The following is a 20,744-nucleotide window of genomic DNA, read 5'->3' on the forward strand; positions in this document are numbered from 1 at the left end:
GTCAGCACCGGTGGGACGTTCCGGTCAGCACCAGTAGGACACCGACGCGGTGCCGCCCGGCGAGACGGTCACGCTGCCGGACTGGCGTCCCAGGCAGAGGCCGCTGTCGCGCGACACCCGCACGCCGCCGACCTGCCCCGCTTCGAGACGGCCCGCGCCGCCCGCCGCGACGGGACCGGACGTCCCGGTCACGCGCCAGTTCACCGGCCCGCCGACGGCGGTGATCCGGATGACGCAGGAGTCCTGGCCGTTCCCCATGCTGCACCCCTGCACCGACAGGCGTCCGGCCCGCGGCGGTTCCGGCCGGTCCGGCGGGGGCGGCGTCTTCGAGGGAGTCTTCGACGGGGTCTTGGACGGCGACGGCGACTTCGACGGCGACTTCGACGCGGTCGGGGACGGCGACGTCACCGACGGGTCGAGGCCGCTCGGCGACGGGTCGGGGTCGCTCGACTCGCCGCCCGGGGAGCCGCTGCCGCCGGTGACCGGACCGCCCGCCGCCGCGCCCGTGTCGTCGCCGCCGAGCCAGGACATCGCGCCGACCAGCAGCACCACCGCGCCGACGGCCACCGCGACGGCGGCGATCAGCGGGCCGCGGCGGCGCGGCGACCGGTCGCGGGACCGCGCGGGCGAGGGCTCGTAGGGGAGCGGCCAGCCGTACTCGTCGAACGGCTCCGTCCAGGCGGCGATGGCGCGGCGGTTGGCGCTGCGGTCCTCGGCGGTGGCGGCGGTGAGGACGTCCAGCCGCAGGTCGCCGGGGATCGCCGCGATCGGCAGCACCGACAGCAGCCGGTCGGTCTGCAGCGGCGGCGTCTCCCGCTCGCCGCACACCGGGCAGCTCGCGACGTGCCGGACGAGCGACGTCGCCGCCTGCGGCGACAGCGGCCACGACTCCGTCAGCGCCGAGACGCTCGGGCATTCCTTCCAGTGGTTCTGCGCGATGAGGGCGGCGTGCAGCGCGGCGCCGAGGTCCTCGCGGGACTTCTCGACGAGCGCGAGCGTCTCCTCCAGCGGCATCCCGAAGATGCCGGAGAGGTCGACCTCGTCCAGCTCGTGCCGCACCGACAGGTCGATCGCCTCGCGCTGGCGGCCGTTCAGCGCGGCGAGCGCGCTGTGCGCGAGCAGCCGGCGCTCCTCGCGGCGGGCGAGCTGCTCGTCGGTCAGGTCGTCGTCGGCCTCCGGCGCCTCCTGGCCGGTGTGCCGGTTCGGGCTGTCGCGGCGCCGCATGCACTCCTTGCGGGCGATCGCGTACAGCCAGCCGCGCAGCCGGTCCGGCTCGGTGAGCCGGTCGATGTGCTCGCGGGCCTGGATGACGATGTTGCGCAGGGCCCCCGCGGCCTCGACGCGGTCACGGAGCAGGCCGTGGCAGTAGTCGTAGAGGAACGGCGCGTACGTGTCGTACACCTCGGTCAGGGCGATGACGTCCCCGGCTCGCAGCGAGTTCGCCAGCCTGAGGTCGTCTTCCTGCCCGGGCCCTGGCTCACCGGCCACGGGAATCCTCCCAGTCGAGTTCGGTGTTCTTGATCGTGCCCCCGGCGAGCCCCGACGTCCGTCGGCCGACTCTGGTTGCCAGATCTTGCCACCAAGTCTCTGAGATTTCTCCCTTATGAGCGGATTTCAGTGACGGATTAGGTACGCCCCGTGGCCGTCTCGCCTAGTGAATCGCCCCTTGGACCACAAAAATGTGATCTGAGCCACGTTGACGTCAGTTGCCCCCGCCGCCCCCGCCGCCTCCGCAGTCCCAGGAGACCTGCCGGCTCTCGCCGCCGGGGGAGAAAGTGACCGTGGTGGACCCCGACGGGTCGTCGCAGGAGCCCAGCGTGAACGTGGCCGCGCCGCCCTGTCCCGGGGCGAGCGTGCTGCCGCCGCCCCCGCTGACCGGGCCCCCGCCCGCGACGGACCAGGTCACCTGGCCGCCGACCGCGCGCACCGGGATCGAGCAGCTGTTCCCGGCGCCGTTGATGGTGCAGCCGCCGCCGACCTGCAACGTCCCCGTCCTGGGCTTTGTGCGGGTCGGAGTCGGGGTCGGAGTGCGGGACGGACGGCGCGTCCGCGTCGGGGTCGGCGTGGGGGACGTCGTGGTGGGCGTCGGGGTCGCGGTCTCGGTGGGCGTCGGGGTCTCCGACGGCTGCTCGCTCTCGCTCGGCTCGGCCGAGTCCGGCGCGACCGAGGCCGGCCCGGTCGGCTTGTCCTGGGCGGCCGGCCCGCTGGACGAGCCCGGCATGATGAAGAACGCCCCGGCGACGATCACGACCACGGCGGCGACGGCGGCGAGCACCGGCCAGAGCGCGCGGGGCGCGCCGCGCCGGCCTCCGCCGGACCCCTGCTCCGCGCGGTCGACGGTCACCGGCCAGCCCCAGGCGTCGAACGGCTCGGCCCGGTGCGCGATCTCGGCCAGGTCGGGGGCGAGGGACGGGTCGGTCGCCGTCGCCATGACGAGCCCGCGCAGGTCGGTCGGCATCATCGCGACGGGCAGCACCTGGAGGAGCCGGGCCGCGGAGATCGTCCGGTCGCGGCGCGGGATGCAGGTCGGGCACGTCTCGATGTGGTGGACGAGTTTGCGCACGACCGGCGGCGGCAGCGGGTTCGGGCCGTCGTCGGCGAGGGCGGCGACGCTCGGGCAGTCGCGCCCGTGCCGGGCGAGGTGGGCGGCGGCGAGCGCGTCGTCGAGGCGGGCGCGCGCGGCGCCGGTCACGTCGGCGGCCTCCTGCGGGTCCAGGCCGAGGACGCCGCCGACCTCCACCGGGTCCAGGCCGTGCCGGAGGTTGAGGTCGAGCGCCTCGCGCTCGCGTCCGCGCAGCGCGGCGAGCGCGCTGTGGATGAGGCGGCGGGCCTCCTCGCGGTTCGCGACGTCGACGTCCTTGAGGAAGACGTCCTCGACCTCGGGGGCCTCGTGCCGCTCGGCCGGACGGGCGGGATCGCGCAGCCGCCGCGTGCACTCGTTGCGCACGAGCGCGTACAGCCAGCCGCGGAACCGGTCCGGCTCGCGGACGACGGACACGTGCGCGTACGCGGCGATGAGCGCGTCGTGCAGGGCGCCCGCCGCCTGCTCCTGGTCGCGGAGCAGCGCGTGGCAGTAGTCGTACAGGCGGGCCGCGTAGCGATCCATGACCTGGATGAGGGCGCTGGGATCACCAGCCGCCAGCGACCGGGCGAGACGTTCGTCGTCAGCGCGGTCGAGATTGGGCCATCCGGACACAGGGTCCTCCCGCGGGCTGGGGGATGAGAAAGTCCGCGTCCGCGATGTCAGGGACGGGACTGAAGATCAATTGGGGAGCGCTGCGCTCTCCCTGGGTCCCGGCCTCCCGGCCGGCGGCCCCTGAGCCGCCTCGTCAGGTGCGGCTCCGCCCCCCGTCACGGTTCGGGGAGGGAGAGCGGGTCGGAGGCCCGACGGCCCCGCTCCCCGTCGGGCCTCCACATGAATTGACGATCGACGGAGGCGCCAGGTTGACACGAATCGCCGGAAAAAACCGGGAACTACCAGGCGCATTCACATGATCACCGAGTGCGGAGTGTTGTGCAATTCTCACCAGATCCTCGCCGGCCCGGCCGCGGCGAGCTGACCTGCGCGACGCTGCCGAGGGTGAGGGACGCTCACTCGATGCGCCTGGAGAGCATCTTCAGGAAGATCTTCTTGATCTCGTCCGGGGTCATCGCGATCTCCACGTTGCCGTACGTGACGTTCGCGATCTGCTGGAGCTCGTTGCGGTCCACGCCCTTGCCGAACCCGATCATGTTGACCTGGATGGGCTTGTTCGGGTCCTGCATGCCCTTGAGCTGCTTCAGCGTGTCCTGGAGCGACGGGCCGCCCGGGTCGTCGTTCTTGCCGTCCGTGAGCAGCAGGATCGAGTTGCCGAACTCCGGCTTGTAGGTCTTGTTCATCGTCTTGTAGGCGGCGAGCAGCGTCCGGTAGAGGCCGGTGTCGCCGCTCGGCTTCGGCTGCATCTGGTTGAGCGCCGACAGGAACAGGCCGCGCCGCGTGGTCGAGCCGACCCGCTCGCCGAGCGGCCCGATCGAGATCGTCTCCTTGTACGGGGTGGAGCCGTTCATGTCGGTCGAGAACAGCCACTGGCCGAGCTCGGTGTCGTTCGACATCATGCTCAGCCCGCTCTGCGACACCTGCGCGATCGCCTGGAGGCGGTTCAGGCTCGGCCCGACCTGCTCCGCCATCGAGCCGGACACGTCGATCAGCGTCAGCATGCGCAGCCCGAGCGTCAGCTTCGCCCACGCCTGCATGGTCTTCGCGACGGCCTCGGTCTGCGGCGCGGGGAGCTGGCGCGGCCGGGCCGGGCTGACGCCCGCCTTCTGGTCGAACCCGCCGGGGGCCTTGCCGTCCGGCGTGCGGAAGCCCAGCTCCAGGACGTCGCCGCGGGTGGCCTCCGTGCTCATCGCCTTCTCCAGCAGGCGCGCGCCCTCCGCCTTGGCGTCGTCCTTGGCGGTGATGGTGAACGGGTAGTCCATCGACAGCGTGCCCTCGAGCGGGTACAGCGCGACCGCGGGCTCGTCCGGCTTCGACTGGTTGTACTGCCAGAGCGCCTGCTCCGACGACAGCGAGATCGGCTGCTTGCCCGCCCGCCCCTTGCGGAACTGCCCGAACTCGGCCGCCACGTTCGGGACGGTGCTCTCCCGCACCGTCCGCACGATGCCGGTGAAGATCGTGTCGCGGTTCGGGTCGTTCGCCAGCAGCGTGCTGGTGATCATCAGCGAGCCCATGCCCGCCGCGTTCTTCGTCGGGTCCGGCACGACCAGCCGCACCGTGCCCGCCGGGATCATCTGGTTCTTGGTCACCGCGCCGCCCGCGACGCCGCCCGCCGCCTTGAGCAGGTTGTCCCAGGACGGGGCGGCCGTGATGCCCTGCTGCTTGAGCTGCTGCGCGAGCGACTGCGGCAGCCCGACCACGATCGGGCTCGTCGCGACGGACGTCTTCGTGGGAGTGATGCCGCCCCTGCCGATGCCGCCGCCGCTCGCGGACTGGGCGAGGGCCGTCCACAGCGACGAGTCGGGGATCCACACGTCCGGCCGCTCGTTGGCCGCGTCCGTCACCCCCTGCCCGGACAGCAGCGTCGACACCGTCGCGGGCTCGGTCTTCTTCACGGTGGCCCTGACGCACTTGCCGCCGGACTTGTGCTTGGCGTCGTTGAACCGTCCGGCCGCCTTCTCCACGACCGGCGCGATGTCCGGCGCGGCCGCGACCGTGAGGTTCATCGCGCCGTCGCCGGAGCAGCCGCCGCTCTCGGCGAAGGCGTACACGCCGACGCCGAGCAGGAGCGCGAGGCCCGCCGCTCCCGCCATCGGCCCGATCAGCGCGGTCGCGCTGCGTTTGCGCCTGCGCCTGCCGTACTCGTAACCGCCGGACCCGCCGCCGTAGGAGCCGGACCCGCCCGACCCTCCGTAGCCGCCGGAGTCACCGGACCCGCCGGAGTCGCCGCCGCCCGTCCCGCCGCCGAAGTAGCCGGACGGGCCTCCGTCCGAACTGCGGATCGAGTCGTACTCGCTGTACCCGGTCCCGGCGAGCGGCGAGCGGGTGCTCTCGGACGGCGCGCCCGGCTCCCCGTACCCGCCCGGCTCTCCGTACCCGCCCGGCGTGCCGTACTCGCTCGGCGGGTTGTACTCGCTGGGTTGGGTGTACTCGCTCGGTGGACCGTACTCGCCGGGTGGGGGGTACTCGCTCGGTGGGCCGTACGGTCCGCTTTCAGACGCGCCCGCGGCCGTGCCGTAGTCGCCGGACCCGTAAATGGGCTGCTCGCCCGTTCCGTAGACGGGCTGCTCGCCGGACTGGCGCGGCGTGAACCACTGGGGCGTCTCGCCGGACGCCCCCGGCGGCGGGCTCTGCGGGCTTTGCGAACTCTGCGGGCCCGGGGGCGGGGTGGCTTGCGCTTGCGCGGGCGGCTGGATGGGCGGCTGGGCGAGCTGTCCGCTGTCGCGTGTTCCGAACCAGTCCGAGGAGCCGTCGTTGGCCGGCCCGAAGACAGGGGTGGACGGGTCGTACCCGCCGCCTCCCGTCCCGTCGGGGAAGTCATTGCGATGACGTCCGCTCATGGCCTGCCCTCGATTCACCAGAAACCCGCCGATGTTCCCCGGCACTGTAGTAGTACGAACCAGAGGTTACAAAGAACTCAAAAGTGATAATGACGCAGGTCATCAGCGCCTGTCTCGACGTTCCCGTTGCTGGTCAGAGCCGTGACGGTCCGCGAGCACGGGGGTGCGGACGGTGGCGTGCCGCGCGGAACGGTCACCGCCCGTCCGGAGGTGATCGCAACGGTCCACATATATAAGGCGTGCGGCGGCGCGCCGATACCGTCCGTGTGCGATCACATGGGACGAGTGACGGTCGGTTCGGCGGCGACCATGGAAATGCCATGACGTGAAAATGGCCATTCTCGGCCGTGCGGCGCGTGGTGTCGGCCGTTCTGGTAATGGCGTTCCATTCCCTTCCGTGACCTTCTGGATCTCGTTCTGGAACGTGCCCGCCACGCCATTCGCTAGGGTGCGGCCGGGGCGCCGATCCGCTGTGCCGCGGCCACGTCCGGGACGGTCGGCCCGTCGTCGGGAGTCACCTCCGAGCGGATGCATCAGGAGCCTCATCCATCACATTCGACGGAATACAAGACTCTTTCCCGCAGATTCCGACAACGGACGGCGGTGAAATTCGGGCGTGCGAGTGGGGCCGCTGTTGCGGGTGGTCGCGGCGAGGTCGGCGGACGCGGGTTGGCAGACTTGGGGGATGGCCAGCCTGGTTCCCGTCACCGACCCCGCCGACCCGCGCCTCGCCGACTACGTGCGGCTCCGCGACATGAACCTGCGCAAGAGCCTGGAGGCCGAGCACGGCCTGTTCATCGCCGAGGGCGAGAAGGTCATCCGGCGCGCGGTCGCCGCGGGGCACCCCGTCCGGTCGATGCTGATGGCCGGCCGCTGGTTCGAGCCGCTCGCCGACCTCCTGGACGGCGTCGACGCCCCCGTCTACGTCGCCGACGACGCGGCCCTGGAGGCGATCACCGGCTTCCAGGTGCACCGGGGCGCGCTCGCGTCCCTCGAACGGCTCCCGCTGCCGGGCATGGACGCCGTCGTCGCGGACGCCCGGCGCGTCCTCGTCCTGGAGGACCTCGTCGACCACGCGAACGTCGGCTCCATCTACCGGTGCGCCGCCGCGCTCGGGGTCGACGCGATCGTCCTGTCCCCGAGGTGCGCCGACCCGCTGTACCGCCGCGCGATCAAGGTCTCCATGGGAGCGGTGTTCGCGATCCCCTACGCCCGCATGACCAACCGGCACGACGACCTGGCCGAACTGCGCGCCACCGGGTTCACGCTGCTGGCGCTCACCCCCGACCAGGCGGCCACGCCCCTGGACGGCGCGGCGACCGGCGGCCGCGTCGCCCTAATGCTCGGCTCGGAGGGCGACGGCCTCTCGTCCCGCTGGCTGGACGAGGCCGACCAGCGCGTGTGCATCCCGATGAGCGCGCAGGCCATGGCGAACGGCGTCGACTCGCTCAACGTCACCGCGGCGGCCGCGATCGCCTGCCACGCGCTCGTCCGCGACGTGCCGTCCTGACCCTCGCTCGGGCTCAGGCGCCGGTCACTTGCCGAAGACGCCCTTGCGCGGACGGCGGTGCGTCCCCTTGAGCCGCTTCGGGTCCTCGACGGGCTGCCGCCGGCGGCCCAGCCGCACCTGCGTCAGCAGCAGCGAGAACGCCACCATCAGCGCCGCGAGCCACGCGATCTGCGTGCTCGCGATCCGCTCGAACGTGAGGTCCTGCGCGACGGGCGCGTTGTTGCCCTGCAACCGGCTCTGCGGCGCCATCGCCGGACTCGGCGCCACGGACGGGTTCTGCGGGACGGGACTCGCGATCGGCGGCAGCGCCACCTGCGGGTTCCGCGGGTCGAACGACGAGTTCGGCGCGGGCGGCAGCACGCCCCCCGTCCCGGACCCGGACCCGGATCCACCGCTCCCGGACCCGCCCGACCCGCCGCTGGACCCGCCGCCCCCGGAGCCGCCCCCATTGTGCGACGGCGACTTGGTGGGCTTCTTGGTCGGCTTCGGAGGCTTCTTCGTCGGCTTGTCGGTCGGCGGCGGCGTGGTCGGCGGCTTGTTGTTGTGCGTCACCGTGTAGGTGACCTTCGCCTCACCGGTCTGGTCCGTCGTCACATTGGTCGCGCTGACCGTGACCGTCACCGTGACCGTGACCGTCTTGGACGTGGTATCCGGAACGGACAGCGTCAGCTTGACGGGTTCGGAGGTCTTCCCACTCGCGAGGTCGCCGATCGTGCAGCGCTCCGCGGTGTACGGGTCTGGGCACTCCCCGCCGACCTTCGCCTGGGCGGTGGTCGGACTCGTCACGACACCCTTCACCTTGACCCCGGCCAAGGCGCCGTTCTCGGCCGTGATCTTCACGTCCAGATTGGCGGGCTTTGTGGACCCGGGAACGGCGTCCTGCTTCAGAGGTGTGACGGTCACCTTGAGCGTGCCGGCCTGAGCGGGCGGTGAGGACGGGTCCGTGGCGGGGGGCGACGTTGTGGGGGAGTCGGTTACGGCGATGGCGGACGCACCGCCCGTGGCCAGGATGGCGGCCGTCCCGAGCCCCACAAAGATCGGTTTCACCGCTGGTCGGCAGATCACTGCCGCAGCACCTCCGTCGCGTCGCCGTTGTACGCATGCGCCGTTCTGGGTCGAGGGTTCGCCTCGGGAGCCATGCGAACACGGATCAATGGACCAAATCAACCCCGTTCAGGATTAGATCATCTCTTCCCGGACGTCTTCGACTTCTGACCTCGGCGCCCAGGATTGCCAGACCCCCAGGTCGACCCGGTCGAGCCCGAGACCCTCGGCGACCGTCGCGCGTCCGCCCGCGAATTCGACGCGCAACCAGGTCTCGTGCTCACCGACGATGACGAACCGCTCACCGCGCCAGCGGCACGTGGTGCGGACGTACCGCAGCTCCTCCACCTCGGACGCGGGGACGATCCGCCGGAACCGTCCGGCGCGGATCTCCTCGAAGCCGTCGGTCGGGGCGGGCGCGTAGAGCCTGACCTCGCCGTCCGCGCCGGGCGCCGCCTCGAAGTCGCGGCCGAGCCAGCGCGCGACGTAGCCGTCCCGGATCACTCCGCGGCCTCCGTCCGTCCGTTCCATGACTGGGCGTTCGCGTCCGGACGCAGCCAGGCGAGCCGGTCCGGGTCGTACATGGCCACGAACCGCTCGGTCCGGTCGCCGGAGAGGTAGTACATCTCCGCGCCGTAGGGGAGGCGGACGCTGTCCACCTTGTACTCGCGGATGGACCCGGCGCTGCCCGGCGCGAAACCCGTGCCGAGGAACGGCGGCCGTTCGATGACCCAGCCCGCCTCGCCCCAGGACGCCATCTCGTCCTCGTTCCGCCCGCCGAAGGGGATCCGGTAGAGGTCGGGGCAGTACGCGGGCCAGCGGATCACGTACACGCCCTCGTCGCCGGGCGAGAACGGCGACCCCTCGTAGAGCAGCCCCAGCGCCTCGTACAACTGGCCGGGCGTCTGCAACTCGCCGACGTCGTTCGTCGAGTGGACGAACCCGCCGACCCTGTCGTAGCCCTGCTCCAGGTACCAGGGGACGTGCCCGTGCGGCACGACCTTCTGCATGATCGTCGGGGACGCGACCCGATCGTCGAGATCGGTCGGCGGCTGCGGCTCGGGAACGGGCTCACGCTCGGAGGCGAACCCCGGCTCGGACAGGAACTCCGGTTCGGGCTCAGGCCGCGCCGGAGCCGGAACCTCAGGACGCGCCAAAGCCTCGGACCGGTCGTGGACGTCCGGCCGGTCTGGAACCACCGGCTCGCTCGAAACCTCGGGATGACCGTGGTCCGCCGGTAGCGCCGGGACCTCGGACAGGCCCGGAACCTCCGGCCGAGTCGGAACCTCGGACTGGTCGGTGAACTCGGGGCGGCTCTGGACCTCGGGCGAAGGCGCCGAGTTCTCCGGCCTATCTGGGACCTCGGGTCGGGCCGGGACCTCGGGCCGAGGGGACGAGACGTCCAGCTGGGCGCCCGCCGCCGAGCCCAGCGCGTCTGGACGCGCCAACGCTTCGGACTGGCCAGGGATCTCCGGTCCCGTCGGGACTTCGGAGCCGCCCAAGACCTCCGGCCCACCCGGGACCTCGGGTCGAGGAGCTGAGACGTCCGACCGCGCATCCGACGCCGAGCCCAGGTCGTTTGGACGTCCCAATGCCTCGGACTGGGCGGTAACCTCCGGTCGGGTCGGGACTTCGGAGTAGGCCGAACCCTCCGGTCCACTCGGAGCCTCGGACTGGGGCGGGGCCTCGGATCGGCCGGCGGACTCGGGGCGGGTCGGGACCTCTGGGTGGGTGGTGGCGAGGCCGACGCGGGCCGCCCACTGGCTGAGTTCCCGTACCTGGTCGCCGAGCAGGGACGCGCCGATGTGCGTGCCCGGGTTGAGGAGCATCGTCCACTCGTCGCGGGGCCAGCCGCTGATCAGCTCCCGGAAGTCGGCGTACACGAAGCGCGACTGCGGCAGCACCTCGCGCAGCCGCACCAGCGAGGTGAACACCTGCACCGCCGACTCGGTGCGCAGCGCCGCGTCCCAGCGGAAGTCGCGCTGGATCGGGGTGACTTCGAGGGGGGCGTCGTCCGGGATCGGGACCAGCACGTTTGCGTTGAGCAGCACCCGCAGGAACCCGTCGGAGTCGCCGCCGGACGCCGCCTCGTACAACTCCTGGTCGATCCGGTTCCCGGGCTCGAACGCGGGCTCGGGCTCCGGGACGGGGTGCGGCGGCCGGACGTCGTCCCGCGCGTCGGCGGTCTCCTCGGAGACGGCGGGCACCGGGCCCGCCACGTCCCGCGGCTCGATGCGCTCGTCGTGCGGTTCGGGTGCGCTCGACCGGGCGGACGGCTCCGGGACGTCCTGCAGCGTCTCGTTCGGATTGGCGGAGGGGACGGCGACGGCGTGCCGTCCAGCCGATCGTGGCGCGGTCGGCTCGGGGGCGTCCCGCAAAGGCTCCTCGGCGGGCGCGCTCGGCACGGCCGCCTCGGGCTCGACCGGTGCGGCAGGCACCGGTGGGGCGGACGCCGGAACGGGGGGCGCCACCGGGACCGCGGGCGCCTCCGGGGGCGGCGGAGTCGCGGCGGCCGGAGCGGCGGCGGGGGACGCGGCCGGGATCTCCGGGCCGCGCAGCGCGCGGACCTGGTCGCCCGGCAGGGTCGCGTCGATCGGCGTCCCCGGGTTGAGGACGAGGCTCCACCCCGTCTCCGGCCACGCCGCGACGACGTCCACCAGCGTCGGCATCACGAACCGGGACGAGCCGATCGCCTCGTTCATCCACTTCAACGACGTGAAGATCTGGATGGACGTCCGCCCGTGCACCGACACCGGCCGCCACGGGAACCCCGAATCGGACGGGTCGATGCCCCACGGGGTGTCCGGGTCGGCGGGGACGAGCACCTGCGCGCCGAGCAGGATCGAGTAGAAGGCGTCGGTGTCGCGGCGGCGCGCCGCGTCGAACAGGCGCTGCTCGATGTCGTTCTGCGGCTCGAAGTCGGCGGTCATGCGCTGCGCGGCGCGCTGGTCGGCCCAGGCGGCGAGGCCGGGCAACTGCTGCGCGAGGACGGTGCCGCCCGCGGGCGACCCGGAGTTGATGGCGAGCAGCCAGCCGTGGTCGGGCCAGTAGCGCAGGACGACGGTGAACGGCAGCCTGATGTACTCGGTGCCGGTCCCGGCGGCGTGGGCGGCCTCGATGAGGCGCTCGGGCGAGGTGAAGACGGGGACGACGGTCGCCCCGTCCACCTCCCGCGTCTGCCAGGGGAACCCGGGACGGCCCGGACGCAGCGCGTAGTCGGTGTCGTCCGGGATGGGCAGCAGCACGTCCGTCGCGGCGAGCGTCTGCAGGAACAGGTCGTGGTCGTTGTTGGCGGCGGCGCGGAGCAGTTCGCGCTCCACGTCGTTGGCGGGCTGGAACTCCGCCCGCGCCGTGCTCCCCTGGACCTCGCCCGCTCGCTCGGCGACCGGCTCCGGCGCCTGTTCGGAAATCCGCTCGGGCAGGGGGACCGGCTCCGGCTCCTGCCCGAGCGTCGGCTCGGACGCCGCTTCGGGCGCCGCTTCAGGCGCGGGCTCGGCGGCCGGTTCGCGGGGGAGGCCGCGGTGCTGTCCGCGCAGCTCCTCCCAGGGCGGGGACGCGCGGCCGACCTGCGGCGGGCGGCCGTCCCCGGCAGCGACCTGCCGGACGAACCAGGCGGGCAGCCGCGACTCGATCGGCAGCGCGGCCGTCGCGCCGCGGGCGGGCGCGTCGACGGCGAGCCACCAGCGGTCGTCCGGCCACGTCTCCGCGATGTCGCCGAACCGGACGGTCACGAAGTGCTGGTAGGACGGCCCGAGGCAGGCGCGCATCGCCGACGCCGACGTGTACGCGAGCACGTGGACGCGGCCGTCCTCCTCCTGGGTCGGCCAGGACGGCTGCGCCTCGCCCGCGAGCATCGCGTCCGCGATGTCGGGAGGCACCGGGACGACGAGCTCGCTGTCCGCGAGGAGGCGGAAATAGCTCTCCTGGTCCCCGGCCCGGACTGTCTCCTGGAGCCGGCGCTCCAGTTCCGACGTGGGACGCCACGCGTCGGCCACGGTCGCCACCCCCTGTTTCCTCCGTGCTCGTCCCCGCGCGTCTGCCTACGCTACATGGGCGAACAGCACCAAAGCGCACCATCACCTGACAGTGCGGGTGAGCGCGCTGGTCAGCGTCCCGTCAGTCCGGCGAGGGCGGCGAGGAGCCGATCGACGTGCTCCTCGCTCGTGCCGATGCCGAGGCTGGCGCGGACGGCGGTGTCCCGGCCCCCTGCCGAGCACCCCGTGCCGTCCCCGTCCAGCAGATGCCGGACGAGGGGGTGGGCGCAGAACCTCCCGTCCCGGACGCCGACGCCGTACTCCTCGGACAGCGTAAGCGCCACGTCCGACGCGTTCCAGCCGTCCACGATGAACGACACGATCCCGACACGTGGCGCGCGGTCGCCCCACAGGGTCAGCTCCCGGACGGACGGCAGCTCCGCGACCCCCGCGCGGAGCCGTCCGAGGAGCGATTCCTCGCGGGCGCGGACCGCGTCCCACGACCCGCTCAGCGTCTCGCAGGCGGCGGCCAGCGCGATCGCGCCCAGCACGTTCGGGGAGCCCGCCTCGTGCCGCTGCTCGGCGGACGCGGCCCAGCGGGTCGTCCGGCCGACGGACGCGCTCGCCCCGCCGCCCTTCAGGTACGGCTCGGCGGCGCGCAGCCAGTCCGCGCGCCCGGCGAGGACGCCGGTGCCGAACGGCGCGTACAGCTTGTGCCCGGAGAACGCGATGTAGTCGAGGCCGAGCGCCGTCATGTCCAGCGGCCGGTGCGGGACGAGCTGCGCCGCGTCCACCACGATCCGCGCGCCGTTGCGGTGCGCGACCTTCGCCAGCTCCTCGACCGGCCACAGCTCGCCGGTGACGTTGGACGCGGCGGTGACGACGAGCAGCCGCGACCCGATCGGCGACTCGCGCAGCGCCCGGTCGGCGGCGGAGACCGCCTCGGCCGCGGTGGCGGGCGCGGGCAGCCGCACGGCCCGCCGCCACGGCAGCAGGGAGGCGTGGTGCTCGGTCTCGAAGACGACGACGCTCGTCCCGCGCGGGACGGCGTGCGCGAGCAGGTTCATCGCGTCCGTCGTGTTGCGGGTGAACACGACCGCCGAGCGTCGCCACGCGCCGAGGAACGACCGGACGGCGTCCCGCGCGTCCTCGTACGCCCGCGTCGTCACCTGCGACGCGTACCCGGCGCCGCGGTGGACGCTGCTGTAGTACGGCAGCGCGCGGGTGACGGCCTCGTGCGCCGCCTCCAGACACGGCGCGCTCGCCGCGTAGTCGAGGTTGGCGTAGGGGACGTGTCCGCCGCCCTTCACGGGCACGGGGACGTCCGCGCCGATGATCCGGGGGATCGGGCGAACCCGGACCCCTTCGACGCGCGTCACAGCAGGAGTGATGGGGGAGGGGGCGAGCAGCGTGGACACACCGGAGCCTTCCGGGTCAGGGACCCCGGGGAGTGGCCAGGGTCCGCGCTTGCCGGGACGCGGTACCGCGTCCGGCCAGGTCCTCACCCGGGGCACCCCATCGCGGACGAAGGGTTGCCGGCCAGCAAGCCGGGGCTTGACGCTGGCGCTCATGACCTAATGCGGAATTATATGCGGGTCTGGTCGGGGATCAAGATGGCCGGACGGGGACCGAGTTGGAGGGTGCGATGCGGTACGGGGTTGTTCGGGCGCTGGCGGCGGGCGTCGCCGCGCTCGGCGCGGCCGGCCTGCTGGGCGGATGCGGCGCGCTGGGCGGCGACTCCGGCAAGGTGTGCGACGACACCAGGCAGGCGTTCCAGCAGTACATCACGCAGGTGCGGAGCGTCCCCGCGGCGGAGCCCGCGCAGTGGCGGCAGGCGACGGAGAAGCTCGCCGGACGCCTGGACGCCCTGGCGAAGGACACCGGCGACAGCGACCTGCGCAAGGCCCTGAAGGCCGAGGCGGACCGGCTCCGCGCCGCCGCCCCGGCCGTCGGCGGCGGCGACGTCGCGCAGCTCGACACCGTGCTGAAGGAGACCCCGGCCAAGATCGGCAAAGCCTGCGACTGACCCGGCCGGGGCCCCGGTTCCCGCCGGGCGGGGCTAGTCGTGCTGGGCGGGACGGCCGCCGCCCCCGCCGTCGCCCGGACCGTCGGTCGGTTCGCCGCCTCCGCCGTCGCCGCCGCCCCCGCCCGGCGGGGTGGGCAGCAGCGTCGGCAGGTCGGTGGGCGGGGTCGGCAGGTCGGGGCCCTCCGTCCCGTTGGACGGCGGCGGCTCCTCCGGCCCGGTCGAGGGCGGCTCGTCCGTCCCGCCGGGGCCGGTCGAGTCGGGCGGGGTGCCCCAGCCGCCGCCGGGCCGCATCGACGGCGACCCGAACGACTCGGGGTCGTAGCCCTTGATGTTGACCGCCTCGCTCATGTACGACCGCCAGATCTGCGCGGGGAGCTGCCCGCCGTACGCGCCGAAGCCCGGGATCTGGAGGGGCTTGCCGTCGCTGCGGAACATCGCCACCGACGTCGCCATCTGCGGGATGAAGCCGTTGAACCAGATCGCGCGCCCCTGGTCGGTCGTGCCGGTCTTGCCCGCGACGTCGCGGCCGTCGGGGAGCTGCGCGCCCGTCCCGGTGCCGCCCTGGACGACCTGCTGCATCGCGTACGTCGCGTCCAGCGCGTTCTGCTCGCTCAGGGCCCGCTTGCCCTTCTCGCTGAACGTGCGCTTGTGGCCGCCGTCGTCGGTGACGGACTTCACCACGAACGGCGTCCGGTGCACGCCCTCGGCCGCGAACGTCGCGTAGACCCCCGCCTGCTGGACGGGATGCAGCGACACGACCCCGAGCGGGAACGTCGCCGCGGACCGCTGCGCCGCGTTCATCTGCGCCGCCGGGATGCCCATCTTCTCCGCCATCGCGGCGATCTTCTCGTTGCCGATGTCGCGGCCGAGGTTCACGTAGGCGGTGTTGACGGAGTGCTCGGTCGCGGTGACGAGGTTGATCGTCCCGAAGTTCTCGCCGCTGTCGTTCTCGATGCGGGTGCCGTTGAAGTACTGCGGCGAACTGCCGTCGTAGGACGTGCTGAGGGACTTGCCGTCCTCCAGCGCGGCGGCCAGCGCGATCGGCTTGAACCCCGACCCGGCCTGCGCCCAGTCGCCGAACGCGCTGCTCAGCGCCTCGTCCAGGTAGCCGCGGCCGCCGTAGAACGCGAGGACCTGCCCGGTGGCCGGGTCGACCGACACCGCGCCCGTCCGGATCTTCTTGCTCATCCCGCTCGGCGCGTTCTGCGCCACGGCCTGCTTCAGCGCGTCCATCAGCCGCCGGTCGAACGTCGTGGTGATCTTGAGGCCGCTGCGGTTGATCTCGTCCTCGCTGTAGCCGCGCCGCTCGACCAGCTCCTTCTTGGCCACGTTGACCATGTAGCCCTTCTGGCCCCTGAGGACGTCGGTGAGCCGTTCCTTGCGCGGCACGGGGAACGCCAGCGAGGCGGACTGGGCGGGGCTCAGCACGCGGTCCCTGACCATGTTGCCGAGGACCGAGTGCCAGCGCTGCTCGGCGTACCCGCGGCGCGCCCCGGTCGGGTCGGCGAAGTTGCTCGGCTGCTGGATCGCGGCGGCGAGGTAGGCGCCCTCGGCCGGGGTCAGCTCGGAGACGTCCTTGCCGTAGTACGCCTTGGCGGCGGCCTGCACGCCGTAGGCGTCGCGGCCGAAGTAGATGGTGTTGAGGTACTGCTCGAGGATCCAGTCCTTGTTCTTCTCGCGGCCGACCTTCAGGGAGACCATGATCTCCTTGAGCTTGCGGGTGACCGACCGCTCCTTGCCGATGCCGCCGTAGTAGTTGCGGACCATCTGCTGCGTGATCGTCGACCCGCCCTGGAGCTGCGAACCCGTCACCGTCGACCAGAGCGCCCGCGAGGTGCCCGAGACCGACACGCCCGGGTCGTCGTAGAAGCTGCGGTTCTCCGCGGCGATCACCGCGTCCCGGGTGCTCTTCGGGATCTTGTCGAGCTTGACCGACTCGCGGTTGACGCCGGTCTTCGCGATCTGCGTCTTGCCGTCGGAGTAGTAGAACGTCGGGCCCTGCGCGACCGCCTGCTCCTGCGGCGACGGGACGGGCGTGAGCAGGTACGCGATCGCGAACGCGCCGATGAAGAAGGCGATGAGGCCGAGCAGGGTGAACAGCGTCCGGCGGAGGAAGCGGCGCTTGCGGCTGCGCGGTTTGCGTGGCTTGCGCGGCCCCTTGCCGCCCGGGCCGCCGGGGCCTTCCGGGCCGCCACGTCCGCCGCCCGGGCCGTGCCCGGGCGGTTCTCCTGGGGTGGACGAGGCGGAAGACATGATCCTGGTATCTCCGTTCGGGGACGTCTCGACACGCGCGGCGCCCTCGTCGCCGGACGCCCGTCCCGCGGGCGGGCCGTCGTGGACGGCGTTATCGCCGTCCGCATCGACGTCGGTGGAATCGCCGTCACCCCCGGCGGAGGCGTCCTCCGTGGGCGTCTTGTCGCCGTTCCGAGATATGTCGGCCTGGTCCGGGAATTCCGGGTCATGGGCGGTTTCTTCGGTGGGCGCGGTCAGCGTGGCGGGCGGGCCGCCGTCCCGTCCGACCTGCGGCGCCGCCTCGGCGCCCGGCCGGTCGGTTTCGGCGGGAGCGGTGTCCTCCGTGCCCTCCGCACCCTTTTCTGCGTTGCTCACAAGCCCCCCGTGATTAATGCGTGACCGACGATACCTGAGGGGATCAGTGGGATGAGCCGCCCGTGAACCTTCCCATGGCCTCCCATTAGGAGGACGGGCAATGCGGCGTCCCGGTTGTCGTGACGGACGTCGCATCGCCGGAATCCCCTGGAACGCCGAACGGCGGGGACCCGCCGGGTCCCCGCCGTCCTGTGGCCGCGCGGCGGTCTCGTGTCACCGCCGGGCCGTACGGCTCACTTCTTGAGCTTGGCGAGAATGTCCACCACGAAGACGAGGGTGTCGGTGCCCTTGATCGCGGGCGGGCTGCCCTTCTTGCCGTAGCCGTCCTCCGGCGGGACGACGAGCAGCACCCGGCTGCCGACCTTCGCTCCGGTCAGGCCCTTGTCGAAGCCGGGGATGGTGCCCCCGGTGCCGATCGGGAACTTGGCGGGGGAGCCGCCGGCCTTGAAGCTGGAGTCGAACTCCTTGCCGGTGTTCCAGATCGTGCCCTGGTAGTTGACGATCGCCTCGTCGCCCTTGGCGAGCGCCGGGCCCGTCCCCTCGACGAGGGTCTTGATCTGGAGCTTGTCCGGGGCCTTCTTGTCGGGGACCGTCACCTTCGGGGCCTTGCCGGCGCCCTTGTCCTCGACCTTCGGCAGGCTCTTGTCGTCGAGCGGCTTCGCCGTCCCCTGCGGGCCGGGGTTCTTGTGGAGGACCGCCTGGACGTCCACCACGAACACCACCCAGTCGGTCTTGGTCAGCCCGAGCTGCGTGCCCTGTTCGCCGAAGCCCTGCGACGGCGGGATCTGCAGCACCACCCGGCTGCCGGACTTCTGGCCGATCATCCCCTGGTCGAAGCCCTTGATGCCGCTCTTGCCGACGGTGAGCGGCTGCGTCCCCTGGCCCTGCGCCTCCTGCTTGTAGGACGACCCGAGCTGCTTGCTCTTGCTCTTCTTGGAGCTGTCGTCCTCGTCCTTGTCCTTGGACCACTGGTAGAAGACGTACTTGACGTAGAGCGTGTCGCCGTCCGCGATGGGGGTGCCGTCGCCCGCGATGGGCGCGGTGACCTTGCGACCGCCCTCGGGAGACAGGTCGGTCGGGATCTTGACCTTCGGCTCGGCCGCGAACTTCCCGGTCACCTCGATCTTGGGACCGGGGCGGTTGACCCACCAGACGACGACACCGGCGATCGCCACCGCGACGGCCACCAGCCCGGCGATGACGGCGATGCGCCGCTTCCGGGCCTGCTTGGCGGTGAGCCCCGACGGACGGTTCAGCCCGCTGCCGCGCCCGGCGCTGATGCCGTGCGGCGTGAACTGCGGGCTGCGGATGCTCTTGGCGTTCGGTATCGCCGACTTCGCCTTGATCGCCGGCTTGCCCCCGGGCTTGTCATCCTCGGACATGGTTCCTCACTCGCTCCGGGTTCGACGACATCAGGAAAGTGCCACCCTGCCAGGGCCGGTCTAAGCCCAGCGTGAAAACCGCGCAAAGGAGGCCGACCCGCAATCTACCGGCACGCGGAGCCGACACGATACCGCTGTCGGCGCCCTCTCTCACGCCCGCGCGCCCGCGCGAGGTGACAGGCAGGGATAATGCGCCACACGCCCCGCAACGTCAATTCGATGAAAACCCGCCACACCGCCGCCCAGTGGAACGTTGTGACGCCCCTACTCGGCTGCCGCCCCGGACGCTACCCGAAGTTTCCCGGTGAGCCGCCGCACGAGGACCGACCCGCGGACCAGGCCGCCCAACCCCGCCTCGACCAGGCCGAAGTCCCACACGACCGGAACCCGCCCGTTTCCGCCGCCCGTCCCACGTCAAGCCACCGGCCTCCACGCTGTCGCCCCAACACCAACGAGGCCCGACCTATATACCTATGGGAACCACGAGCACCTTCAGGCTGACTTCACCCAGCACGACGCGAGCCCCGCTCGATGGACGGGGCCTCATCCGTTCGGCGACTCGACGTAGCCCAGACGATGGACGCTGCGGGCGGTGGAGATGGGCGCTCCCTGAAAGCAAAGTTGATCGCAGGCGTCGGCCGAACAGCGGAAACAGCGGACCCTTCGAATCACTCTCTCTGAGGCGTAAATGGTGCCGCTCTTGAGCGCGTCGCTTCCAAGCCGGAGAGCATCGTCCACCTGCGCCCGCGTCATGATCCTGCTCCCCGCCTGCCGCACTGCGGCGGCCACCTCAAGCATGTTCCGGAGCCCGGTGCGGAGCGGCGGCCGTTCACGGGCGCGTCCAGGTGACTTCGCCGTGCATCCTGATCAAGGTTGGTCCGCGCTCGTGAAGCTGTGTTACGGACGTCTTCCGGTTACGTCGTACTCGTAGAGCGCCTTGTTGCTGTTTCGCTTCCGGATGGTTGTTACGGTGACGTCGGTGAAGCCTACTTCGCGCATCATTGTGGCGTACCACTGCTCGGCTGGAACCAGGTGGCCGTAGAAGGTGGAGTTTCCTACGATGTAGGACGCTTGGCCGCCGTTCTTGATGTGCTTGAACGCGACTTCGAAGTGTGAGCGCATGTCGTGGAAGTACTTGGCTACGTAGGTGCTGAGCAAGGGGCCGTTCTTGCCGCCGTCTCTTTCGATCAGTGCGCGTACTTCTTTCATTTCGCTGTCGATCGGCAGTGTGTCGGCGTCGGGTGACCAGTCGTTGAGGCGGGAGGTGGCGATGCCCCATGTCCCGCCAATCGCCTTCCAGTCCAGTTCTCCGGCGTCGCTGGTTTGGTCTAGGAATCTCAGCCAGTACATGTAGGGGCGGAGTTCGCGAATGTAGGACATGCGATTGACGTAGGGCGGAGAGGTGAGCAGTAGGTCGCACGGCTTTAGGGACTGCGGGGAACCCATGGCGCGGGAGTCGCTGAGGACCACGGTGCCGGAGCCCGGAAGGTCGACCGCCGCGTTGGCGAGGATGTCGCGAGCCTCTTTTTGGAAGTACAGGGCCGTTGCGGGGGCGTGGTCTGCGGCGAGCGGAGCCTCGGACTCGTCGATCTTCTTGAAGGACATGCTCTGGTGGTTGAAGGCCGCGTTGCTCGTGCCGATCACCGTCCGGCAGAACGCCAGGTCTAGAAGGTCGCGTCCTTCTTGGGGGATCTCTGTCAGGTCGAGGGCGTGGCGGAGGGCCTTTAGGCCCTTCAGTGTGCTTGCTTGCCACCAGCGTTCGATTTTATGCAGCCTTGGTTCCCACAGGTCGTCCGCAGTGGCGACCAGGTCGTTGAAGTCTGCGTGGATATTGGCCAAGGCTTCGGTGGCTGCGGCGAGCACTTCCTTGGAGTAGTGGCGGACCTTGGTGTTGCCGAGCCATACCAGGAATGGGTTCACGTCTAGGGACTGTCCGGTGCACCCGTGTTCCACGGCGGCGAGTGTGGTTGTGCCTGTGCCGGAAAAGGGGTCTGAGACGACCGCGTCGGGAGGCAGTTCCTGCACACGGTCTCTGACCAGGCGAACCGAATAGGCGGGTGTGAGTCGCAGCCAGCCGTGCCGACCGACGCCCATGTTCGCCTTGTGGGTGAGATGGGCGTTCCGCCGCTGGAGTTCGCGCTGCTCGGTCATGCCGGTACTACCCA

General features: G+C 71.6%; 12 protein-coding genes and 1 riboswitch. Of the genes, 2 read left to right on the forward strand and 10 right to left on the reverse strand.

Features of this window, described 5'->3' with window-relative positions; genetic code table 11:
* Positions 1 to 24: 24 nt before the first annotated feature.
* The 3 genes from FXF65_RS06760 to FXF65_RS06770 form a co-directional block, all read right to left on the reverse strand.
* Complete coding sequence (locus FXF65_RS06760) at positions 25 to 1,488, reverse strand: RNA polymerase sigma factor (protein WP_148348817.1); 1,464 nt, start codon at positions 1,486 to 1,488, stop codon at positions 25 to 27.
* Between the two features lie 214 nt (positions 1,489 to 1,702).
* A complete protein-coding gene (locus tag FXF65_RS06765; protein ID WP_148348818.1) occupies positions 1,703 to 3,196 on the reverse strand; it encodes an RNA polymerase sigma factor in 1,494 nt (497 codons plus the stop codon).
* Between the two features lie 395 nt (positions 3,197 to 3,591).
* A complete protein-coding gene (locus tag FXF65_RS06770) occupies positions 3,592 to 6,036 on the reverse strand; it encodes a substrate-binding domain-containing protein (protein WP_148348819.1) in 2,445 nt (814 codons plus the stop codon).
* 685 nt (positions 6,037 to 6,721) lie between these two features.
* Between FXF65_RS06770 and FXF65_RS06775 the strand changes: the two genes are divergently transcribed.
* The gene (locus FXF65_RS06775) at positions 6,722 to 7,546 is read left to right on the forward strand and encodes a TrmH family RNA methyltransferase (protein WP_148348820.1); all 825 of its coding nucleotides are present in this window, start codon (positions 6,722 to 6,724) and stop codon (positions 7,544 to 7,546) included.
* Positions 7,547 to 7,570: 24 nt separating this feature from the next.
* Here FXF65_RS06775 and FXF65_RS06780 read toward each other — a convergent pair whose 3' ends face one another.
* From FXF65_RS06780 to FXF65_RS06795, 4 genes are all read right to left on the reverse strand, one after another.
* Positions 7,571 to 8,449 carry a hypothetical protein gene (locus FXF65_RS06780; protein ID WP_148348821.1) on the reverse strand — a complete coding sequence of 293 codons (879 nt, stop codon included), beginning with the start codon at positions 8,447 to 8,449 and terminating at the stop codon, positions 7,571 to 7,573.
* Positions 8,450 to 8,725: 276 nt separating this feature from the next.
* On the reverse strand, positions 8,726 to 9,094 hold the full coding sequence (locus FXF65_RS06785; protein ID WP_067898136.1) for a hypothetical protein: 369 nt from the start codon (positions 9,092 to 9,094) through the stop codon (positions 8,726 to 8,728).
* The gene (locus FXF65_RS06790; protein ID WP_148348822.1) at positions 9,091 to 12,594 is read right to left on the reverse strand and encodes an SseB family protein; all 3,504 of its coding nucleotides are present in this window, start codon (positions 12,592 to 12,594) and stop codon (positions 9,091 to 9,093) included. The genes FXF65_RS06785 and FXF65_RS06790 overlap by 4 nt, the downstream gene beginning before the upstream one ends.
* Positions 12,595 to 12,695: 101 nt before the next feature.
* Positions 12,696 to 13,943 (reverse strand): aminotransferase class V-fold PLP-dependent enzyme, encoded by a 1,248-nt coding sequence (locus FXF65_RS06795; protein ID WP_246198386.1) that lies wholly within the window; start codon positions 13,941 to 13,943, stop codon positions 12,696 to 12,698.
* 79 nt (positions 13,944 to 14,022) lie between these two features.
* Positions 14,023 to 14,139, reverse strand: a riboswitch (SAM riboswitch).
* A 70-nt stretch (positions 14,140 to 14,209) separates the two neighbouring features.
* On the opposite strand from FXF65_RS06795, the gene FXF65_RS06800 reads away from it, so the two are divergent.
* On the forward strand, positions 14,210 to 14,590 hold the full coding sequence (locus tag FXF65_RS06800) for a hypothetical protein (protein WP_148348823.1): 381 nt from the start codon (positions 14,210 to 14,212) through the stop codon (positions 14,588 to 14,590).
* 33 nt (positions 14,591 to 14,623) lie between these two features.
* On the opposite strand, the gene FXF65_RS06805 is transcribed toward FXF65_RS06800, so the two are convergent.
* From FXF65_RS06805 to FXF65_RS06815, 3 genes are all read right to left on the reverse strand, one after another.
* Positions 14,624 to 17,197 (reverse strand): transglycosylase domain-containing protein, encoded by a 2,574-nt coding sequence (locus tag FXF65_RS06805; protein WP_187412141.1) that lies wholly within the window; start codon positions 17,195 to 17,197, stop codon positions 14,624 to 14,626.
* 233 nt (positions 17,198 to 17,430) lie between these two features.
* Positions 17,431 to 18,579, reverse strand: a complete 1,149-nt coding sequence (locus tag FXF65_RS06810; RefSeq protein ID WP_148348825.1) for an FKBP-type peptidyl-prolyl cis-trans isomerase — start codon at positions 18,577 to 18,579, stop codon at positions 17,431 to 17,433.
* An 897-nt stretch (positions 18,580 to 19,476) separates the two neighbouring features.
* Entirely contained in the window at positions 19,477 to 20,730 is a 1,254-nt protein-coding gene (locus FXF65_RS06815) for a TRM11 family methyltransferase (RefSeq protein ID WP_148348826.1), read from the reverse strand.
* Between the last annotated feature and the right edge of the window lie 14 nt (positions 20,731 to 20,744).

The sequence above is a fragment of the Actinomadura syzygii genome (genome assembly GCF_008085905.1).
Taxonomy (GTDB): Bacteria; Actinomycetota; Actinomycetes; order Streptosporangiales; family Streptosporangiaceae; genus Spirillospora; species Spirillospora syzygii.